Consider the following 22,817-nt stretch of genomic DNA (forward strand, 5'->3'; position numbering starts at 1 on the left):
TTTGGAGTATCGCTCTCGTCGGCCCCGAACCGCTGGAGCGCTGCACCGTCAATGTTGTACGTCTTCATCCATTCGAAATGCTTGTTTACCGTGTCCTGATCGTACGAAGAGAACAGCTTGGCCGGGCTGCCGTTGCCCAGATTGGCCAGGTCGGTCTGATACAGCTTCGAATATTCGCGAGTATCCGGATACAGCTCGAAATTCACGTTTCCGCCCGCAGACGGGGCGCTGCTGTTTTTGGACCAATGCACCCAGCCGCCGTTTGGCGACCCGTCCCCCGCCGCATTGAACCAGCCTTGGTAGCCGGCAAAGAGGTGGCCCACGACGTCTCCGTCACCGGATGAGCCGCTGTTAAACTTAAACCACAGTACATTAAACAAGTTGCCTGTCCCACCGGTAAATTTCAAATACAGTGTATGCACCCCGGTGACGGAGCTGACCGGTGCCGAGCGGGTCACCCAGGACTGCCACCCTCCCGTACCCGGAACCGTCACCGTGCCGATCAGCGTTCCGTTCGGATTGTCCAGCCGTACCTCAATCTGCCCCCCGTTATTATTGCTGGCCACCCTCACATCGATGGAGGAAGCGCCGCTTCCGAAGTCCACGTTCGAAAATGCGATGTAATCGCCGTTATCGATAAACGCCACATTCTGTCCGCCTTCGGTGGAGTTTTCCAATTGAATGCCGGATTGCGAGCTGAAGCTGGAAGCGGGCGTTTGGCTGAAGGCCGATGCGGCCAAGACTGCCCCAGGGAATAATGACAGCACCATGACAACCAGCATGATGGCAGACAAGCTTTTGAAGACATATTTTCGGACTGGCGGAATGTACATCTCATTTCCCTCCTTGATTCATTTGAGCTGCTGTATACGCGCCCTTTGCGCGGGCTCAACCTGATGCCGACCTTTCGGCAGCCTGGATCATTTTGTCTTAAACCCCGGAGCTGCGCTGCCGGAACACTTAAGTTGAGCGTCCCTCCTTTCTGTGGATCCGTCTCTCTTTCCTCTCCACTCCCCTAGCATACGATTAGGAACCACCCGCCTTCCATGAGGCGATTTTAAACTATTCAGGCCTTATGAAAAGAAAACGCGCCTCCCGCCTCTTCACCACCGCCCCTGAATTCCATCTGATGAAAGGGCGCAAAAAAACCTGCGCACGATCGCTCGCAAGCGATGCTGTGCACAGGCATGTCATTGCCAACTTGCCCTAAGGCAGCAGATTGTACAAACGGTACACCAGAACGGCCGTCTCCGCCCGCGTAATCGGTTCTTTCGGATGGAACTTGCCTCCGTCCCCCTGCAGCAGCTGCACATCCGCCAAAATTCGGACGGCATCGCGGGCATAGGCTTCGATCGCATCCGAGTCGGCGAATCCGTCCGCAGAGGCTTGGCTTCCAGCCGCTGCCGGCAGGATGCCTGCCGCATCCATGGCGCGGTAGATCATGACGGCCGCGTCTTCCCGCTTGATTGGAGCGTCCGGCAGAAAAAGATTCCCGCCCCCCTGAACGATTCCGAGCGCTCTCGCGATGCCGACGGCCTCGTTATAATAAGCATCTTGCGGCACATCCGCAAACCGCTCCGCGCTTTGGGCGTGATTCCGGTTGAGTTCAAAAGCTTGAACCAGCAGAGCCGCAAAGTCCGCTCTTCGGATCATCGCCTGCGGTTGATAGGCAGACTCGGATACGCCGTGAACGATGCCTTTGGCCGCAAGAGCTTCGATGGCCTGACGGGCCCAAGCGAGGTTCCCGATATCCTGAAACGTATGCTCATCGTAACCAACGGCGTACACGCCAGGCTGCCAAGCCTTGAATACGATTTGCCCCGAAGATGGGACATACTTGCCGCTCGGAACCGGTGTATATTGCCCTTGTTCTCCGGCAAGCACTACGACAAGCTTCTCCGGATTCTTTGCTTCACCGGAGCCTGGCTGATAAGGCAGCGTGACCTTGATCGGCGAAGCCGCATCCGTCCATTGGAGCGATACTCCCTTGGCAGCAGCAAGCTGCAGGGAGATTGCCGGTCTTTCGCCTGAGACGGACGCCGCATTCTTGCCCGTTCCTGCGCGATTCGCCTTGCTGATGTTCACGACGATGAATTCACCAAGCTGTACCTTGGACGCGGCCAGCAGATCGCCCGGAATCCACAGATTCCCCAATTCCGTATGAATGTCCAGCGAGCGCGCTGCCTGCTTATCCGCAACCAGCTCTGATGGCAGCACCAGGGCATACCCTTCGGCCCCGGCAGCAGCCTTCAGCTGCACGACCAGCGTCTTCGTCCCGTCTTGACCTGCCTGGATTCCGCCGAATGCCTGCTCAGCCTCCTTGCTGTCCAGGCGGACGCTCGCCAGCTTGGACGCTTTATCTAATACCGGCGTTAGCGTCAAGTTGTTCTTTCCGGATGGATCCGGGTTGGAGCCTCCGCCGGTTGGTGAACCGCTCCCTGCCGAACCGGAACCTGAGCCGGAACCGGAGTTCCCTCCTCCATTCGATCCCGGTCCTCCGGGATGCTCTTCTCCGCCCGGATCCGTTCCGGGCTTCGTGCCAATGGCAGCGAGCCGGGCCTGTAAGGATTTCTTCAGCCCGCCTTCTGGCAGGAGAAGCACGAAATTGGCAGCGGCATCAACCGTACTGACGTCCTTCTTTTGCTCCGCCGACTTCACGCTGGCCCCAGCGGATTTCTCCAGCAGTTTCACATAATCGTCCTGGAGGAGGTACAGATTGCCGAATAATCCGGCATCCTTGCTTGTGCCAATGCCTCCGTTAAACTCCATGAATCCGGACCGTCCGTCCCCGTCATTTTCGTTGACGAGCAGCGCAAGCCCTATCGGTTTATCCACGTGGAAATCATACCCGGCGCCGTGGAGCGCCTGGAACGGAAGGGTCAGCTCATAATGCGTCACCTTGGCCGTTTCGTCGCGGGTAACGACCGCCTGAACGGATTCCAGCGGACCCGGCGTTATCCCATCCGGAGCACGCCATCTCCATTTCTGCACGCTGCCGTCCTCGTTCAGCGCAAACCCGAGCTCGTTCACCTGGCGGCTGGCCGCACCATCTTCCTTCGCCAGGTCGATACCGACCTGCAGGCTGTCGCCCTGCCATATATCGCCGCCTGTAAACGTCTGGCTGTGGACGTTGTCCTTGACATCAACGTTGACGTACAAATGGGCTTCATCCCAGGTGACCTTGGAAGTAAGCCCGAGATCATCGGCTCCTCCCCAGCTTCCGCCAACGCTGTAGTAATGCTCCGGACCGGACACTTCAATGGTTGGCGTGTGGTCCGCAGTCTCGCTTCGCGATGCGTAGGACTGGGACAGCTTGACCGACGTTTCATAACGTTCCCCGTTGTCCAGAGCAACTCTGAACTTCAGGGAATCGGCTGATAAGTACGGAATGGCCACACCGCGGGTTTCCCCCTGCTTCAGATTGTCAAAACGGATCGGCTTCAGCGCTTCTTGATACATGCCTGGACTGACCCATTCAATTTGTCCCTTCAGCGTTCCATCTCCGGCCGCATTGGTTATCGACAGCACCGTTCCTGTATTTTCCGGGTGTGAAGGATCGAAGGACGCCTTCTCTAACTTCAGCGTCACAGGATAGAGATTGCTTCCCGACACTTTGCCCGGCGCATCGTTCCGAATTTGAAGTCCCCCGCTGGCCAGGTTGTTGGATACGACCATCTTGTCGATGCCCGGCCCGGCATACACATGGGTCGTTTGGGACTGCTGGAAATAGGAATCGTACAGTCCGATGTCACCGCCGACGGCGTTAATGCCGATGTCGCCGACTTTGGTGAAGTTGGCCTGTTGAATCCGAACAGTGCCCCCGAAGATATCGAAGGAACGGTTCGTATCGCCCCACATCGAAGAATTGAAAAACACCGCTTTGGAGCCGAAGTCTTTGCCGACCTCAACGTAGACTTTGTCGGTCGTGCTGATCGAGACCAGCTCCGTGTTGATGAACTGGAGTCCCGCCTTGTCCGCGCCTTCCAGCACGGCTCCTTTTTTGCTTCCGTCCGTGCCGTGGCCGATCACGACGGCTTCAGGGCCCTGCCCGTCCTGTCCTTCGAAATGGATGCCGAACTTCGAACCGAAGACGAAGGTGTTAAAAATGGTCTCCTGTTTCACGTTGCCGATGCGGAAAGCATCCAGATGGTCCTTCTGGTAACTCCAGACCATGTCGGAGTCCGCGCCGGTGGATGGATGGTTCGGGTAATTGCTACGCCCGTAATAATGCGGATTGAACTGGACGTTCCGCAAGTATCCGCCCTGCGCACCTCCGCCCAGGTAAATCCCTTCCTTCAGCGGGGAACCTGCCACGTAATCGATGTAATGCCCGCTCGTATCGTATGTTCCAAAATCGACAGCCTGGTATGGATTGACCAGCGTCGTATCAATTAGGTAAACGTCCTTCCCTTGGCCTTGAACGGTCCATGGGTAAGGCTTGACCGGATTCGCTTCGGTCCAGGTTTGATGGTCGTAATATACGGATATCCCACGGAGGCCCGCCGACGCTTTTAATTGGATCAACGCCGGGGCGTCCGGATCATTTTCCCCGTAGTTCGTAAAAATGACCGTGCCGCCGCCAATCGTATGATGCGGAACATCAAAGTTTCCGCGCAATTCTACGCCTGTCGGTACAACGAGCGGCTGCTCGACCCGGTAGATCCCGGCCGGCATATACACCGTGCCGCCGCCAGCGTCACCGGCATCGCTTAGAGCCTGCTGGATCACCTGGGAGGCATCCTCATTCCCGGTCGGATCGGCGGAGTACGGAGCATTCACCACATTAAACAATCCGCTCGCCGCCGGCTTGGGACGTGCGGCGATATCCACGGATGACACCTCAGGAAGGCGGTCCAGGACATACTTGTCGTCTTGGCGGATATTCAGGTCCGTTGACTGGCTGTGATTGGTTACGGACAGCTTGCCGTCATAGCCCGAGTTGATGGAATTTACCGTTCCGACATTCCCTTCAAGCAGGAGATGGCGATCGGTTTTGGCGAAGCTGGTGGCCCCCAGTATCAGCGATCCGCCTCGTGCGACGATCGCATAGTCTTCGCTGCCGTCCCCCCAGTTTTCGAATGAGCTGTTTTCGAAGGATAAGGTGCCGCTGCCCTCGTTCAGAACCGCCTGATCGGGGTGCCCGCCAACCGTAACGCCGTTAAACTGAACAATGGAATTGAAGCCCTGCGTCGCGTAAATGGCAATCGGATGCTGCCCGGCTCCGGCTTCAAACCGGCTGTCCGAAATCAGCAGGCCGTAATTGTTGACGCCCTCGATCTTGAGTGCGACATGGCAATCCTCGACCTGGATCTTGTACAGCTGCGCATTGGCCGACTCCAGGCTGCCGGTTCTTGTCGTCATCCGCATGCCCGTCTCATATCCGGAAATATGGATGTCCGACATGTATTCCCAGTCGGAGCGGCCCATGACGATGCCCTCGGCATGGCTCGTCATGTAATCATGCAGTTCGCCGCGTTCGGGCGATCCCGTTAGGCCCGAGCCGGACCAGAGATCCGGGGACAAATGAATCCCCTCCAGCCGTCCGATATCCGTCGTATAATCGAGGAAAATGCCTGTCTTCAGCGTGGTACCATAGAGATTTTTGACGTAATGCAGCTCGTTCCAGTCCGGTCCGATCTTGATCCCCTGGTAAGCATTGACCAGCGTGACATTCTTGACGGTCGCACTGTCGCCGGGAAGCTGTTCGATCGTCCACGGATATGGTGACGGATCGGATGCGCTTTGTTCCGGATACCAGATGGACAGGTTCGTCACGCCGCTGGAAGGCTGCAGCTTGATGAAGCTCGTGCCTGTCTCCTGTCCCTTACCGGCGTAGACGGCAAGAACGGTGCCCAGAACCTTGCCGCCCTGCGCTTCCGGATTCGCCCAATCGCCGCGGAGCGTGACTCCTGTCGGGACGACAAGCTCGCTGGTCAACCTGTACGTGCCTGAAGGCACGAACACGACGCCCCCGCCTTGGCTTCCCGCATCGGCCAGCACTTCCTGGAAGGCGCGGGTGTCATCCGTGCTTCCATCCCCTTTGGCGCCATAATCCGTCACACTGCGGTCGGCAATGACAATATCGTCCGTCGGATATGCCGTGTCATAGACTTTGGTTTCGTGGCTCCCCGACGATTCACGGGGCTGCTTCGTCACGGTCACCTTCGCCAAATACAGCTCGGGATTCTGCGCCTTCGCTCCGGCGCCGGTGACGCCGATCCGGAAATCCGCACCGTTTGTGCGGTTCTCAAAACGCGCGTCGCTCAGCTTGAAGGTATGCGTCTTCCAGGTCCCCGAATCTCCGTACGAAAACAGCGGGGCGTCCTTAAAAGCGGACTGCTTGGAATCATACTGAAGCACCATGTCCCCATTGCCTTGGTCATAATATTCGGCCGTTACCAAAACGTCCTGGTCGCTAAGATCTCCCGCGAAGTCGTCATCCACATTGAAATAAAAGTAGAGAATGTTCTGTGCCGGATCATTCGGATTTACCGCTTGATTGGTCTTCCAGTACGTTTTACCGTCCATTTCGCCCACCTGAAGGCCTTCCTCCGGACCGTCCCCCGGACGGGCGGTTACGCCTTGTCCTTCCGGCGTTTCCCCGAGCGTAATGTATACGGAATCGGTGACCGTTACCGGTGCGGACGGCGGAAGCTGGCTGCCGCCATCTGCATCAACGCCATCGGCGGCGGCTCTAAGTGGAGCCGGGGCCATCCAGAATGAGGAGACGACCATTACGATGACGGTCATTTGCGCGATAAAGCGCCTAAAACTCAATTGATTGCTCACGATTATTCCTCCCATGCTTGATTTGCTTATCAAGCTGCACGAAAGCAACGCTGCTTCGCTGCGGGATCATGATTGTATTCGCTTTCAATTTTGCAGCAAAAAAACCATCGGCAATACATCCGAGCTTGTCCCGTATCCAATTTAGCTTGCGGCACCTCCCCCTTTCAGCAGGCGGCTTGCTTCATCTATGACCTTAAGGAAAACCGGCCTTAATGGCCGGCGTTCCTCCAGGAATGAGCAGGCTCCCAGTTCAGGACCGACTTCGCCCGGGCGTTCGACACGAGCGCCGTCAGCTTACCTGGGTCCTTGCCTGGAAAAGGCACCTGCGGATAATACTTGGCTGCCAACTCGCTGACGCTTGCATCGCTCAGCAAGTCGCTGGATGTGATGTTCAGGCGGCATGCCTCTGCCTGGCCTTGCACGGGTGCTTCCAGCGCAAGCCTGCAGGCTGAAGCGGCGTCGCGCGCGTCGACATAGCTCCATAGAATGCGGTGATGTCTGGCGGTATCGCTGAAGGCCGCGATCTCCCGATCGTATTCATTCGGCGCCAGAATCAAAGAGAAGCGGAGGGCATAGATCTCCATGCCTGTACGGCGGGCGAACATATCGCCCGTCTGTTCATTCACCTGCTTGGACAGACCGTAGCTCTCCTGGGGCAGCAGCACATGCTCCTCGTCAACGGGGAGCGTAAGCGGCGGGAAGGGATGCTTCGCCCAGCAGAATCCATAGGCCGATTCGCTTGATCCGAATACGACGCGCTGGATGCCGAGCTTCGAAGAAGCCTCCAAGATGTTGTATGTCGCCATGACATTGTTGGCGAAGATCCGCTCCGGCGAAAAGTTGACAGGATTCGGCACGGCAGCCAGGTGAACCACCGCATCCGACTCCGCCAAAATACCGTACACCTCGCCAAGCTGGGTCAAGTCCCCCTGAACATAACGGGCATAACGGTTTCTCCCGCTTGCCGGGCGGGCATCCGTTCCGATGACCCTGTATCCTGCATGGTTAAGCTCTTGAACGACGTAGTGGCCCAGTTTTCCTTCCGAGCCGGTCACGACGATTTGTTTCATCATCTTTTCCTCCTTCCGGCCGGACCTTACGGACGAATCAGCGTTCCATCCGGCTTGCGGTCCAGCTTATATGGGTGATGGTATGCTGCCAGGGAACCTTGATCCTTGACCAGGGCTGCCGCCTTATGCTCGTCGATGTCGATGCCCAGCCCCGGCTTATCGTTCAGCTTTAAATGCCCGTGTTCCAAAACCGCGTGGCCCGGGAAGGCCTCCTTCTCTTCACTGCGGAAATGGTTGACCTCCTGTACGCCAAAGCTCATGATCGCCATGTCCAGATGCGCGGCAGCGATTTGGTTGACCGGGTCGTTCTCCCCGCCTTCCTGCCACGCGGTGCGGACGCCGAAAGCTTCGCAGACGGCGGCAATTTTGCGGCATGGGGTCATGCCGCCGGCCTTGGAGACGCGCATCCGGACAAAGTCGATCAAGCGCTCCTGCACCAGCGGGAGCCACTCCTGCGGGTGCACAAACAATTCGCCGACGGCCTGCGGCGTGGTGCTCGTTTCTTTGACCCGCCGGTACCATCCCGTATGCTCCGATTGCAGCAAGTCTTCCACGAAGAACAGGCGGTACGGATCCAGCGCCCTCGATAAGCTGACGGCGCCGGAAGGCGTCAGATGCTCGTGAACGTCATGCGTAAAGCCGAGGTTCATGCCGAACCGTACACGCAGCTTCTCGAACATGTCCGGAATCGCCGTGATGTAGCTGGCTTCATCGAACACGCTGGCAGGAGGAAATTTCGAAGTACCCTGCGGAGTGACGAATCCGCCTCCGCCGTAGCCCCCAAGCTGGCAGCGGATCACGCCGAAGCCCTGCTCCTGGAAGGCATGCACCTCTTCCTCCAGCTGCTCGTAGGTGGCACCGTTGGCATGCGCATAACAAGGAACGGCCGAACGGACCGCGCCGCCCAGAAGCTGGTACACGGGCATCCCCGCTTCCTTCCCCTTGATGTCCCACAGCGCCATGTCAATACCGCCCATGGCGGTATGGAGCGTTGAGCCGTTGCGCCAGTAACCGCTCGTATACATCGTCTGCCACAGGTCCTCGATCTGGCCGGCATCCCGTCCGATAAGCACCGGTGCCAGCAGTTCCTCAATGATGCTGACCACGGCTCCCGGCTGGTAAATATCACTGGCCGAGCCGATGCCGTATAACCCATCCTGGTCCGTCATGACTTTGACGATGACCCAGCTTCCATCATGTCTCGTTCGAATGCAGCGTACTGCCGTTATTTTGGCCATACCGCTTTCCCCTCCCCAAAATGGACTATATTATCACAGAGCCGGACGAATGCCGACCGTCTGAATTTTTGCCGGCCCCAGCTCTGCCGTATACCGGCTTTGCTCGTTTCTTCCCATCTCTTCTCCGCGCTCTTCAATGATGGTGCTCTCATAGACGCCGTTCACCTGGAATGAAGGCGCGAATGACAGAGTCGTCGGCGCTGCCGATGAAACGTTAAATACCCGGAACATCAGATCCTCATTCTCCTCGCCCAGTTTGAGTGCGCTGAAGGCAAGGTGGTCGCCCTCCCATTCGAGGAACGTATGATTCGCCGGCAGCTTGCCGCCGTGGACTCCCGTCTGATGAACCGTCCACGGAACCGGGAATTGATAGGCCTCGATAAATGCGCCCGATTCAACTACATCGGCATCATGGGATATCAGCTCCATTTCCAGGACATGCGTTCCCAGGCACTGCGCTTCGGGCGTCGCAAATACTCCCCAATCTCCGAGCTCTCTGACGCCGCGCACGAGCGTGACCGCCATCATGTTATGCGCGGGCAGCACCTCGTATTCGTTCAGTCCCTGATTCGCAACGGTAAGGCCCGCGATGCCGTCGCTCAAGCTGATGAACGCGTTCTGATGCTGGGCGTTGCTCGGATTGCTCCACGCGGCTTCAGGTTGAATCGGGCGCCGCGCCACTTCATAAATGGAGTCCGCCATCACATGAGCCGTTGCCAGTCCGGTCTTGAACAGCATGCGGATGCGGTGGTCCTTCACCGTGTTGTCGATCATGCTGCGGATGCCGACGGAGCGGCTGTCCTTGCCCAGGGTGAGCTCCGTGACGATCTTCACCCCGGCCGTCTCGCTAACGCGGCGGGATTTCCGGTACCGGAAAGGGACCATGGAGCGAATCTCTTCGTCCAGCAGCGCATCCGCTCCAAGCGGCAGGTTCCAGACGCGCTCGATCCGGTATACGGCGGCCAGCGGCGTATGCTTCACCAGCCGGATATCCGCCGAAAGGCCTTCTGTCGTCAGCGGCACTTCTCCATCCGGCTGCCGGTACATGTATTCGTTCCCGATGTCGCCCGTGTCCTCGTAAATGCCAAGCCCCTCATACTCCCGGCCATTCACTTTATCCAACAGCGTAAATGAGCCGTCTTCTGCGATCTCCACCCGAAGATAACGGTTCTCCATCGCGTTTCCATCTGCCTTCACGCCGCCTGCAGCAGGCGAAACGGACCCGGCTTTGGTCAGGGAATCCTTGCGGACAAGGGCATAGGTCCGATAACCGATCCCCGGAACATCCTTGACGTAGAGCTCCACATCCACCTGAAAAGCCCAATAAGGCTGACGGAACCGGTCATCCGGGAGGTCATAGCCGAATACCGGGCCGAGCGGCTCGATGTTAGCCTCAACCGGCTTGCCTCCTTCGTCCGTTACGATCCATTCCTCCGGATCAAAAGTCTGATACTCTTCTTTGAACGCTTCGTATTTCTCGTGCGGAGCCTGATGATCGAAATAGCGGCGCTCTATGTCCACCGTCGTGCGAACCACGCCGGAACGGGAATGGCCCGACGTGTTAAAGACGACGAAAGGCCGCGCCGATTCCGGGTCAAAGCCGGAGGTGTCCACGGCAGCAGCTACCGCCGCGGCGCTGTCCGCAGCAATCGACTCCGCCACCTGCTGCGACTTGGCGAAGCGCGTCATCATCTCGCGGTGCACCTCATCAACGCTGCAGCCGCAAATACTGTCATGCGGATGGTTTTGCAGCAGCGTCTTCCACGCATACAGCAGCTCGTGCCGCGGATAGGCCGTACCGGTCAAATGGGCCATGACGGCGAGCGGCTCGGCCACCTTTTCCAGCAAGGTCTGGCTCCGCACGTTTTGCTGTTTGATGTACACCCGGGCCGACGCGGTATTGACGAGCGTGATCCACCCGTCCGTCCACTGGCTTCGGAGCTCGCCGCGCACGACATCGAGGGCTTCCGGGATCGCCTGACGAAGCGCTTCTATATACTCGGGGAAGCTGGAATGGCGGAACTTCACGTCCGGCAGCATCTCGCCGGCGGTGCGCAGCGCCCTGGACAGATCCTTCTGCAGCGGCTGGTGGTCGCAGCCGTTCATGAAGAGCAGCTCCGGTCCCGAGGCGAACGCTTCGGCGGCCGCCAGCTTTTCCGCCCAATACGCCTTTGCGGCTTCAGGGTCCGTCGGAATCTCCATCCCGTTGTTGTACCAGTTGGCGAACAGGATCGCCAGAACCCGGGAGCCGTCGGGAGATTCCCAGTACATCTCGGAGTATTTTGACGTATGTTCGTTACCGGACTGGACCTCGTTGTTGAAGCCCACCGGCTTGACGCCGCGCCCGTATACGGCGACATCGATGCCCGCCTGGCGAATGAGCTGGGGTGCCTGCCCCATATTGCCGAAGGAGTCGGGAAAATAACCGATTTTCGTGTATCCCCCCATCTTTTTCGAAAGGAGGATCCCGATCAACAGGTTGCGCGCATTCGCTTCGCTGCTGACCAGAAATTCATCCTGCAGAATGTACCAGGGACCGACGATCAGCTTCCCCTGTTCGACCAGCGAACGCACTTGTTCCGCCCGGTGCGGCATCATCTGCAAATAATCCTCCAGGACGATATATTGGCCGTCCAAATGAAAGCTGGCAAACTCCGGATCCTGTTCGAAGGCCTCGATCAAATCCTCCATCAGGCGGACCAGCTTCAACCGGTGTTTTTCGTATGGCAAATACCACTCTCTATCCCAATGCGAATGCGCAATAATATGCGCTGTTTTTATGGTCATCTCTTTCATCCCATTCTTGTATGTTTTCTAGTGCGCTATCGATGGTACGGCATGAATGATGCGTTTTACATTTTGACCGAACCGACGGTCATGCCTTTAACGTACATCTTTTGCATAAACGGAAACGCGATCAGGATCGGTATGACGGTGATCAGCGCTCCGGCCATCAGCTCGTTCCATTTTTTAAATGAGGAGGAATCCAGGTACATCAGCCCCATCGGCAGCGTGAACATCTCCTGCTTGTCGACGATAATCATCGGCCACAGAATGTTGTTCCAGCTTCCGATAAAGTTCAGGATGGCGATCGTTCCGATCGCCGGCAGGGCCAGCGGCAGATAGACCCGCCAGTAGATCTTGAAGTTGCCACAGCCGTCCAGAACGGCGCACTCGTACAGCTCATGCGATATGGTCCGGAAATAGCTCGTAAACAGGAAAATGGCAAATGGCGCAGCCCCGTTAATCATCGGCAGGATCATCCCGACGTACGTATTCTGCAGGCCGAGGTTCGTCATGTTGATATACAGCGGAATGAGCGTCGTCACGCCAGGAACGAGCAGCAGCGCGATAAACGTGTAATACACGAATTTTTTGCCTCTAAATCTGAACTTGGCGAACGAATACGCCATCATCGTATAAATCAGAACGACTCCAATAATGACGATGATGCTGACGACCACACTATTGACGAAAAAGCGGTAAAAGTTCAGCTTGTTCCACACTTCTGCAAACGTGGACCACTCAGGCGCCCCTTTGGGGAGGGGTGACTGCGGATTGGCCAGCGCATCCTGGGATGTTTTCAAAGAGGTGCCGATCATCCACAAGAAAGGATACACGCAGGTCAGCCCGTATAAAACCAGAATGATGTGTTTGATAGTCTTGACCATCTCGGGTCCTCCTCTAAATGTCGACTTTGAACGACCGGATACTGAACATGGCAATGGCTCCGGTAATCAGGAAGGATACCCATCCGATCGCGCTGGCCAGCCCGTAATCGTTATTCAGAAACGCCGTCCGGTACACGAGCGTCCCGATAACCTCCGAGCTGCCCGAGGGTCCGCCGCCGGTCATGATGAACACGTTCTCGAACGCCTGGAACGCGCCGTTGACCATCTGGATGACCGCGATCAGCGTAATCGGCTTCAGAAGCGGCCATGTGATTTTCGTGATCATCGTCAGCTTGCTGGCTCCGTCAACGTTCGCGGCCTCATACAAGGTAGGATCGATTGAGGTTAAGCCGGCATAATACAGAATCAGCGTGCCCGGAAGGCCGCCCCATATCGAGGTAATGATGATGCCGATCAGCGACGTGGACGAGCTCCCCAGCATTCCCCCGGGTACGGTCAGAAAGTCGAGTCCGATCGCATGAAACAGGGAGTTAAAAGCGCCGGTAGGCTCAAACAGACCTTTCCATACGTAAAAAATCGCCACGCCCGATGCGATCATCGGCAGGAAGTACACCGTGCGGTACAGCGACGCCATCTTCGTATTCTGCAGGACGAACGCCAGCACGATCGCGATGGGGATGACGATAACGACCTGGGCTGCACCGATCAGGACGTTATGCAGCAGTGAGTTGTAAAAGTTCTGAGTGACGATCGGGTCATCCCCGAGCAGAAACTGCCTGAAGTTAGCAAGGCCTTCAAAGCGGGCCGTTGAAAAGTCGATCCCCGACCAGTTGTAAAAACTGAGCAGGATCGAGAAGCCGACCGAATAGACGCCAACGGCTAGAAACAGGAGAACACCCGGCAGCAAAAACAGATACGGTACCCATTTATTTCTAGTTGTTATCATCTTCCATCACCTTTGGATTTGGATTAAGCAAGCGGCGGAAAGGCGCTTGTCCCTGCCGCCGTTTGCATCATACAGCCAGAGCCGGTTATCAGTTGCCGCTGGCCTGCAGGCTCTTCATCGTATCGTCGAATTTTTTCGCAGCCTGTTCGGCCGTCATTTTCTTTTCGATCATGGATTGGATGGACTGGGCATACACTTCCCACTCCTTGTTCTTGCCCCGGTAAGCGCTGATCGCCGGCTGCGCTTCCGAATACGGTCCGGGCTCGGTGGCGAACGAGTCAACGATCGCCTTCAGGTTCGGATCGAGATCTTTGGCACGGTCGCCCAAATTCAGGGCCGGAACCGTATAAGCCGCATTCGCGAACGCAACGGCCGCATCCGGATCCGTGGTCATATACTTGATAAAATCAAGCGCGGCATCCTTGTTCTTCGAGTCTTTATTCACGGACAGCATCGTCAGTGTGAACGGATCTGTCGTCCAGGAAGTGATCTTCGAGCCGTCAATCGGCGGCACAGGGAACGTGACGATATCCTCCGGTTTCATCCCCATCGCAAGCAGCGTGGACATCGTGAACGAACCGCCAAGGTCAAATGAGGCTTTGCCCGCGGCGAACGCCTGGTCCGCGCCGTCGATATCCGTTGACAAAATGCCGGGCATCAGCAAGTCTTTGTCAGCGAGCGTCTGTACCGCCTGAACAACCGGCAGGTGCTCCGGATCGCTCATTTTCGCTTTTCGTTCCAGCAGGTCAATATACGATTGAGGCCCGCCATACATGATCGCCAGCGCCGATCCGGCCCAGTTCTCCCACAGGTCGGACGTTTTGGCGCCAAAGACAAGTCCCGGTGTTCCCGTCTTGCTCTTGATCGTCTCCATCATCGTGACGAACTCTTCCCACGTTTTCGGAGCTTCGGCGGTAAGCCCCGCCTTCTCGATCAGCTGCTTGTTGCCGTAAAAGGTAAAGAATCCGCCGATATCGAGCGGAAGTCCGTAGAACTGCCCCGCCTTCAGCGACTTTTGTACGGTCGTGGCATTTTTGTCCTTCTGCCAGGAATCGACTTGGCTCTGGGTCACCTTGATCGGATCCATGGCCGTACCGTAATACTTGCTCAGCACGTCGTCGCCGACTTCGCCCGACAGCTCAAGCACGGATCCTTCGATGGAGTCGCCCGCTGTCGCCCACCAGTTGACGACGTCGGGGAGATTTTTCGAGTTGGCCGCCGCCTGAAACTTTTGTCTGTAAGTATCGTCAGGCGTAAAGGTCTCGACATCCACTTTCACTCCGGTCTTCTCCTCGTACAGCTTGGCTGCCGCTTCGATTCCCGGCGTGTAAGCGACCTTCCAGGTCCACATGGTCAAATGCTTGCTGCCTTCCGCGCTGCTGCCGCCCTCCTGCTTCTGTCCGCCTGAGCAAGCGCTTACAAACAAGCAAAGAACGGACAGCATCGTTACCATCAAGGTTGCTTTTCTTTTCATGGGATAACCACCTTTTCGCTTAATCGATTAATATCGGTTGTTATTTCTGAAGGGTTCTACAGATTGCAATCCCTTTCAATATGGCGGATTTGGATACCACCCCCTTGTTAAAATATGACAAGTGCGAACCTTGCCCCGTATCGCTTCCAGCCTTCCTTCCACGATGCCTTCACGATGTTCGACTCAACTTATGATAACAATATAAACATCTTATTTTTTAATGTAAATGTTTATTTTTTTATTACAACTTAGTTATAGATATGATCAATATTACGAAAAAGCAGTGAAACAACTCGTATTTTCCACTAGATCATTTAGGGAAATGAAATATAAAAACATACCATTCGATATAATAACTTGTATTTTATACTTGTTCGGGTTGGATAATTGTAATATATTTTAAACAGACCTATTCTCGAATGGAGCGCCAAACATGACGAAAAAGTTTACTCCCATGTATAAAAAGATCGAAAATTATATCCTGGAGCAGATCCGCAGCGGGAACTGGAAGCCGATGAGCCGCATCCCCTCGGAGAATGAGCTCTCGGATCAATTCGGAGTAAGCCGGATTACGGTCAAGAATGCGCTGTCCGACCTCGTGGACAGAGGCATCGTATACCGCATGCAGGGAAAAGGAACCTTCGTGTCGGAACAAAGAGCGGAGGCTCTGTTTCCCCCGCTGTCGACCGAAGCGGCACTGCCGTCAAGCAAGTCCGTCGGCTTTTTGCTGCCCCGTCTGGACAACCGTTTTACCGCCAATTTGCTCAGCGGTATTGAGGATTCTTTAGCGGAGGAAGGCTATCATCTGCTATTTTCCAAAACGAATGACTCCCAGGAGTGTGAAATCCGGAAAATACGCGAGATGAAGCAGGCCGGCGTTGCCGGACTGATCATCTATCCTGTAGAAGGCGAAAATTACAATAACGAAATTCTGTCGCTGACACTGAACCGATTTCCGCTGGTGCTGTTGGACCGGCTGCTGAAAGGAGTGGAGACCAACTCGGTCAGCTCCAACAATTACGAAGCAGGCCAACAGGCTGTACAGCATTTGTACGATCTGGGGCATCGGCATATCGGATTTATCTCCACCAAATCGGAAGGAACGTCGAGTATTGAGGATCGGCTTGCCGGATATGAACAGGCACTGGAAGACCGTCACATTCTCATCGACCGCAGCCTGCAGATGACCCGTTTGGGGATGGACAATAGCGACGAAGAGGTCATCGAGATGATCCAGCAGTTTTTGCAGGCCAACCCGCATATGACCGCGGCCCTTTCTTCGAATTTCAGCCCGCATGTCATCCAGGCAGCCTTGGCTATGGGACTGCGCGTACCTGAGGATCTCTCCGTGGTCTTCTTTGATGACGTCGTATACCCCGATTTCAGCATCGTTCCCCCGACGGCCGTGGTGCAGCAGGAACGGGAATTGGGTAGGGAGGCCGGAAAGCTCATTGTCGAGCAGATCGAAAATGACGCACCCGGGTACAAGCAGATCAAGCTGCCGACCCGCCTCATTCCGCGCCGTTCGACGTCGGTGCATGCCGGCGCTTCCGTTTCCCAAAGAGGGCTGTGACGACGCATTTAAAAAGCAAAAAACCGACGTTTTCACGTCGGTTTTTTAATAGATAGAGAACCTTACGGCCCTCCCTATCGATTGAAAAATTATAGATATTCGCATGTGAAATTCGTAAATCGGGCGGCAGCGTCTTTGCCGTATGCGTACAAACCGATGATGACACCTGTAAATCCTCCCGCTACTTCGGAAGAAAGGTATTTCGTCTGTGCGGTGCCAAGCTGTATTTCCTGGCCGTCAGCTCGCAGAAGGAACCGGTAGCGTGTGTGGCTCGCCTCGACCACCAGGGAGACTCGGCTGCTATTTTTCAAATCGACAGCCTTCTCGATGGACTTGATATCCCCCACATTCAGGCGCTCAATGACCTCATACCCGCTTCCGCCTTGACGTATCGCCATATCGTAATGATGGTTCTCGTCCATATAGAGCGTAATGCCGGCTTCACCTTGAGTGAGGCTTACGTCGCAGGAAATCACCGCTTCAAAATCCTTTTGACGAATCCCGATGAAAGTGGGAGAATCCGCTTGATCGAGCGTTATCTCGGTTCCTCTCAGCTCTAGCATACCATGCTCGTACGAGTAGTTTCCAAGATCCGGATGGCGCAGATAGCACCAGTCCTTGCCCCATTCCATATTTTCAAAAGTGTAGCGCTTCTTCTCCTGCTGCACGACTTCATCCGGAATGCGGTCGGTTTCAAAGGACGACAGTGTCGTGCCATGATGTCCTGCCGTGAACCAGCCGTCCTCGCCGAACGTAACCGGTGTCAAAAATACCTCGCGCCCCAGATGATGATAAGGAATCCACTGTCCCATCTGCCGGAATCCGAGGTGAAGCAGCCACCAGTTTCCTCTGCGGTCTTGAATGAGATCGCCATGGCCCACTGCCTGCACTTCATAGCCGCCCATATTCCGGTTGGTTAACACAGGGTTATGGGCATACGGTTCAAACGGTCCGGAAGGAGAATCTCCCCGCGCGTAGGTCACCATATGTCCGAACTCGGTGCCCCCTTCTGCGGCTACTATATAATAGCGTCCGTCGATTTTGTATAAATGCGGGGCTTCGAGATAGCGTCCTCCCGTTCCCTGCCAGATGGAGCGGCTTGGCGTCAGCTTCCGTCCGGTTTCGATGTCGATTTCACACTGCACGATGCCGCCGATGCCTTCATCGTCCACGCCGTTGCTCATAAAATAAGCTTTGCCGCCTTCAAAATACAAATCCGGATCGATTCCGCCCTGATCCACACCGATCGGGTCCGACCATTCTCCGTAGATGTCGTCCGTCCATACATAGAAGTTTTGGCGCGTCGTATCGTTGGTCGTGGTCATGTAGAACCGTCCGCCGTTATACCGCAGGGTGGGAGCAAATACACCGCCCGAACTGTTGACCTTGTCCAGCTGAATTTGGCTCTTGCGCGTCAGGCAGTGGCCGATCTGGGTCCAGTTGATCAAATCCTTGCTTTCAAATAGAGGGACGCCGGGAAAATACTGCATCGAACTGCAAACGAGATAATAAGTATCGTTCACCTTGCAAACGCTGGGATCGGGATAAAACCCTTTAATGACCGGGTTATCGTATTTCATGGGTTCACCTCTGTATGAGATCTGCATAGATGGTTTGAATTTTACCTTACAGCGGATAACAAAAATACCCGAAAAATCAGCAGAAAAATCATGTCAAATTAAAACTTTATGATCATCCTGTTACTTGTTCAGAGCATCCATTGGATATAATCGCTAAAAAAGGAGGTATGTAGATGCCGCGTTTATCTATACTTGCTCTGACCATGACTCTCCTTTCCGGAATGATTGGCTGCTCCCAGGGGACGGATCATCCGGAATCTCATCCCCCAGAGGCTGCTGTACACGAAACCGGAGGTAAGCTAAGTGAACAAGGCCCGCCTGATTCAAATGCGTTAGAGTATGCCAATTCGGGCACTCTGGATGATGCCACAGCAGAAACAAGTACGACAAAAGACAACCGCAGCAGTGAACCAACAGCTCGAGCAACTGAGGATTTCCCCGAACCAGCCCAAGTGCCGGAGAATGCCGAACGGATTTACGCCCATGCCACAGGCTCGGAAGGTTGGTTTATCTATTCCGCCCTTCAAGGCGGCCAAGCCAGCTTATTGACCTTTTACAGTCCGGATCGGGGAGCAAACTGGAAATCGTCCGCATGGAAGCTGGACCCCGACCTGAATCAAAGAATGACCGACAGTAATATTTTTGTCGCGATGGCTGAAGCAGGCGGGAAGAATCAGATCTGGTTCTTGCTCACTTCCGATCCTGGCGCGGGGTTAATGACGAAGAAATTGTACCTTTCAGACAACGAATTGCAATCTTTTTCCCTGGTATCCGACGTGTCCGATAAGGTTGATGGTTATGTATCCGGCGTTACTTTTGCTGATGCCCAGCATGGCTGGATTGCCGCAAGTTATCACGGCAGCGTAACCGTCCCTCTATACAGAACCACAAATGGGGGCAAAAACTGGGCTCTGCAACACATCGATATCCCTGAAGGCTTTAAATACGGAAACGTGTCCCCGCCTCAATTCGATGCTACCGACAGCAAGACCGGCAGCCTGGCCATAGAATTCGTCAGTGATACGGAGAACCGGACATACATCTATACAACAAAGGATGCCGGAGAGCATTGGGATAAATTGTTCCTTTCAAAATAAGGAGGTGTATTACAAATCACTAATCTAGTGATTGTAGGGATATTATTTCTGGCAGTTTGTTGTATCCTAAACGAGCTCATAAAGTATCTAGATAGGCGAGATCATGATGAGCCAGCACCGCGAAAAGTAAAAGTATGGCTTGTACCTTTATTAGCTGTGTTAATTCTAGGTCCACTTATGGCTTTTGGAGTGTTATACAGTTTGTTTTTTTACTCTTTTGCTGAAATAACTAATTTATTGGACTTCAAGCAATATGATGACCTATTCGTATTTTCTATCTTTATAATTTCAGGATTCCTAATTTTCGAAACCCTAATAAATCCTTTGTTAGTCACTTTTGTAAGGCTCACTTCCGGCAAGCAAGTGTCTGCTTACACGAAGAATGCCATTACTATTACTGCAGATAGTCTCATGATTTATTTAATTGCACTTATGTTTAATGGTATTTATATAAAAAGCTATTTAGCTGCCCTATCAATATCCGTTTTTTATCATATTATAGAATGGATTTTAACTTGGATTTCTGATTATTTAAAAAAGAGGAAGAATACACCCATGAATTAATACATGTTTTTAAAATGGAAATTCAAGCATTTCCCAGGTTAATGTTTATCAGTTCGTGTTTCCATAGAAAGCCAACGCTTACACCCTTAGTTCGGTACCCTTCCGGATCAAGGGTTATTTGTTTTCCTGCTTGCCCTCTTTGCCATCTTCAGATTTTCTTTAGATTTCCCCCCATAAAGTCCTCAGATTTTTTCGTTATGATGGTTCATGCCAACCACAAGCGATACAGCTTGATGAATCATAACTTTTCATAACTGTCCGATCACTTTATTGGGGGGAACACCGCTTGAACATCAATGAACATCTGCTATTTTTACAGGGATTTTTTAAAGAGCCCAAACGGGTAGGGAGCGTCATCCCGAGTTCCCGCTACCTTGCCGCTAAAATGGTTCAGTCCGTACCCTGGAACGAGGTAAAGGCTGTTGCGGAACTCGGATCAGGTACAGGCGCGATCACACGTTTCATAAAGCCGCAGTTACATGAATCTGCAAAAGTGTTATTGTTCGAAAGAGATAAAAAGATGCGAAATAATTTAAGGATCGAGTACCCGTATTTTCCGTGTTACTCGAATGCCTGCCAGCTCGTTAAAACCATCCATCAAGAAGGCATCGGCCAGCTTGACTGTATTATCAGCGGATTACCCTTTTTTAATTTCACGAGTGAAATGCGCGAAACCTTGCTTCATCAAATGGTTGAGGCGTTAAAACCAGGGGGCGTTTTTGTCGCTTTCCAGTACTCCCTGCAAATGAAAAAGCATTTTGCCAAGGCGTTCACCATTGAAAACATCGAGTTTGTCCCCCTCAACTTCCCTCCGGCTTTTGTTTACACCTGCCGTAAAAAGGAGATGCTGTAAAACATCTTGGCGCCGGATCGGCTTGGAAATTGGTTTCGGCCAACCCGTTATGTAGAATAAATATGGGCCGCAAATGTTGAACGGCTGTAGTACCCGTAATCCGAAAATAAAGGAGCAGCATACCATGAACACCGTGCTTGTCGTAGACGACGATCCGGAAATTCGAGACGTCATCCACGTTTATTTACGCAATGAAGGATACCATGTCCTGGAGGCGGCAGATGGTCTGGAAGCGCTGAGTATCATTCAGACAACTCCAGTTCATCTGGTCATCCTGGACGTGATGATGCCGCGAATGGATGGGATTAAAGCTTGCATGAAAATCAGGGAAATATCCAGCACCCCCATTATCATGCTGTCGGCCAAAGAAGAAGATATCGATAAAATTACGGGACTGACGACCGGAGCGGATGATTACATGGTCAAACCCTTTAATCCGCTGGAACTGCTTGCCCGGGTCAAAGCTCAACTGCGGCGGCAATCCTTAATCGGAAAAGAGGAGTTTCATTCTCTGATCATCCTTAAAGACCTTGTCATAGATAAGGCCAAGCATGCCGTCACCTTAAAAGGGAACCACATTTCGCTGACACCTCTGGAGTTTTCCATTCTGGAGCTGCTCGCGACTCATCCTGGGCAGGTATTCAGCTCCGAGAAGATTTACGAAAGCGTCTGGAAAGAACCGTACGGCTATTCGGACAATACCGTGATGGTTCATATTCGCAATTTACGGGAAAAAATAGAGGATCGCCCAAGAGAGCCAAAATACATTAAAACCGTTTGGGGAGTTGGCTATAAAATTGAATGAACATGGACAGGAGCCAAAAAGGAAGAAAAAGATCCAAATCAATATTTTAATCCGCATGGTGCTCAGTTTGATCATCGCTACGGCCATAAATGATCTCTGCATTTTATTATTTTTAAAGATATTGAAATGGAACGTCCTCCGAAATATCTTTCCTTACTTTCTTACGCCCCTCTTTTTTATCATCTTTATCCTTACCTTTTTTATGTTGACACGGCGGATCGTAAAAGACCTGGTTCATCTGGAACACGGACTGCAAAAGATCTCTGAAGGCGATTTAAATTATCGCGTGGATGTGAAGCGAAAAGATGAGCTCGGAAGGGTCGCTTACAACATCAATTTGATGGCGCAGCGTTTGCAGCAGCAGATTGATAAAGAGCGGGAATTGGAGAACTCCAAGATGGAGATGATCACGGGAATTTCCCACGACTTGCGTACGCCGCTTACGAGCATTATCGGCTATATCGAGCTTTTAAGGACAAATTCCTTCCAGGATACAGACGAGTATACGCGGTTTGTGCAAAACACTTATAACAAGGCTGTGCATTTAAAAAAACTGCTCGATGATCTGTTTGAATATACCCGGCTGACCTCAACCGAGCCTCACCTCGACTTAAAGCCGATCGACATATTCCAGCTTCTCGATCAGCTGCTTTTTGAATTCGAACCGATTGCCCAGGAGAATGAAATCACCATCGTGAAAGAGATTGGCAGTTCTCCTGCGATTACCCTCATTGACAGTGAAAAGATAGCCCGAGCCATCGATAATCTGCTGATGAACGCCTTGAAATACTCGGAAAAACCGGGGACCGTGCGCGTCATGATGAAGTCGGATCATCGGCATATCATCATTGAAATCGAAAATAAAGGAAACCCTCTTACCGAAGAGCAAGAACATAAACTCTTCGAACGTTTTTATAAGGTAGACCATTCCCGAAGCAGTGAAGGCATTCAATCCGGCTCCGGTCTTGGCCTTTCCATTGCCCGGAACATTGTGGAGCTGCACGGAGGTACTTTGACGCTCCAGCATAGGAATCGATTGTTTACCTTTCATCTGTCGCTGCCTTTAAGGGATAACACAGATGAATAGGTCCATTAGGTATATAAAAAAACTTAAGCCAGTAGGGACGCAGGAGTCCCCGGCTTAAGTTTTTTCTTTTCCAGACTAACCGGCTAACCGGCAATGTCGCCGCATGAAA

General features: G+C 53.6%; 14 protein-coding genes. 5 read left to right on the plus strand and 9 right to left on the minus strand.

All coding sequences use genetic code 11. The features are described from left to right. The 8 genes from C7820_RS20935 to C7820_RS20970 form a co-directional block, all read right to left on the minus strand. A partial coding sequence (locus C7820_RS20935) for a carbohydrate-binding protein (RefSeq protein ID WP_147306293.1) occupies window positions 1–833 on the minus strand: 833 nt, incomplete at its 3' end. 373 nt (window positions 834–1,206) lie between these two features. Next, a complete protein-coding gene (locus C7820_RS20940; RefSeq protein ID WP_181909145.1) occupies window positions 1,207–6,789 on the minus strand; it encodes a glycosyl hydrolase family 28-related protein in 5,583 nt (1,860 codons plus the stop codon). A 209-nt stretch (window positions 6,790–6,998) separates the two neighbouring features. Beyond that, complete coding sequence (locus C7820_RS20945) at window positions 6,999–7,862, minus strand: NAD-dependent epimerase/dehydratase family protein (protein ID WP_251678098.1); 864 nt, start codon at window positions 7,860–7,862, stop codon at window positions 6,999–7,001. Window positions 7,863–7,885: 23 nt separating this feature from the next. After that, window positions 7,886–9,097: an enolase C-terminal domain-like protein gene (locus C7820_RS20950; protein ID WP_116232701.1), complete on the minus strand. Its 1,212-nt coding sequence runs from the start codon at window positions 9,095–9,097 to the stop codon at window positions 7,886–7,888. A gap of 33 nt (window positions 9,098–9,130) precedes the next feature. Then, a complete protein-coding gene (locus C7820_RS20955) occupies window positions 9,131–11,884 on the minus strand; it encodes an alpha-mannosidase (RefSeq protein ID WP_116232702.1) in 2,754 nt (917 codons plus the stop codon). 65 nt (window positions 11,885–11,949) lie between these two features. Continuing rightward, window positions 11,950–12,768: a carbohydrate ABC transporter permease gene (locus tag C7820_RS20960; RefSeq protein ID WP_076172898.1), complete on the minus strand. Its 819-nt coding sequence runs from the start codon at window positions 12,766–12,768 to the stop codon at window positions 11,950–11,952. 13 nt (window positions 12,769–12,781) lie between these two features. Further along, window positions 12,782–13,675: a carbohydrate ABC transporter permease gene (locus tag C7820_RS20965; protein ID WP_116232703.1), complete on the minus strand. Its 894-nt coding sequence runs from the start codon at window positions 13,673–13,675 to the stop codon at window positions 12,782–12,784. 88 nt (window positions 13,676–13,763) lie between these two features. Further along, window positions 13,764–15,149 carry an ABC transporter substrate-binding protein gene (locus C7820_RS20970; RefSeq protein WP_116232704.1) on the minus strand — a complete coding sequence of 462 codons (1,386 nt, stop codon included), beginning with the start codon at window positions 15,147–15,149 and terminating at the stop codon, window positions 13,764–13,766. A 433-nt stretch (window positions 15,150–15,582) separates the two neighbouring features. Here C7820_RS20970 and C7820_RS20975 point away from each other — a divergent pair, with 433 nt between their 5' ends. Then, window positions 15,583–16,722: a GntR family transcriptional regulator gene (locus C7820_RS20975; protein WP_116232705.1), complete on the plus strand. Its 1,140-nt coding sequence runs from the start codon at window positions 15,583–15,585 to the stop codon at window positions 16,720–16,722. Between the two features lie 89 nt (window positions 16,723–16,811). Here C7820_RS20975 and C7820_RS20980 read toward each other — a convergent pair whose 3' ends face one another. Further along, window positions 16,812–18,302 (minus strand): glycoside hydrolase family 43 protein, encoded by a 1,491-nt coding sequence (locus C7820_RS20980; protein WP_116232706.1) that lies wholly within the window; start codon window positions 18,300–18,302, stop codon window positions 16,812–16,814. A 173-nt stretch (window positions 18,303–18,475) separates the two neighbouring features. On the opposite strand from C7820_RS20980, the gene C7820_RS20985 reads away from it, so the two are divergent. The 4 genes from C7820_RS20985 (at window position 18,476) to C7820_RS21005 (ending at window position 22,708) form a co-directional block, all read left to right on the plus strand. Next, the gene (locus C7820_RS20985; RefSeq protein WP_116232707.1) at window positions 18,476–19,399 is read left to right on the plus strand and encodes a WD40/YVTN/BNR-like repeat-containing protein; all 924 of its coding nucleotides are present in this window, start codon (window positions 18,476–18,478) and stop codon (window positions 19,397–19,399) included. An 850-nt stretch (window positions 19,400–20,249) separates the two neighbouring features. Next, window positions 20,250–20,816, plus strand: a complete 567-nt coding sequence (locus C7820_RS20995) for a class I SAM-dependent methyltransferase (protein WP_116232709.1) — start codon at window positions 20,250–20,252, stop codon at window positions 20,814–20,816. Window positions 20,817–20,940: 124 nt separating this feature from the next. Then, on the plus strand, window positions 20,941–21,621 hold the full coding sequence (locus C7820_RS21000; RefSeq protein WP_105445633.1) for a response regulator transcription factor: 681 nt from the start codon (window positions 20,941–20,943) through the stop codon (window positions 21,619–21,621). Further along, window positions 21,614–22,708, plus strand: a complete 1,095-nt coding sequence (locus C7820_RS21005; RefSeq protein WP_116232710.1) for a sensor histidine kinase — start codon at window positions 21,614–21,616, stop codon at window positions 22,706–22,708. The genes C7820_RS21000 and C7820_RS21005 overlap by 8 nt, the downstream gene beginning before the upstream one ends. Window positions 22,709–22,817: the final 109 nt, after the last annotated feature.

It is taken from the genome of Paenibacillus sp. VMFN-D1 (assembly GCF_003386155.1).
In the GTDB taxonomy this organism is placed as follows: Bacteria; Bacillota; Bacilli; order Paenibacillales; family Paenibacillaceae; genus Paenibacillus_AQ; species Paenibacillus_AQ favisporus.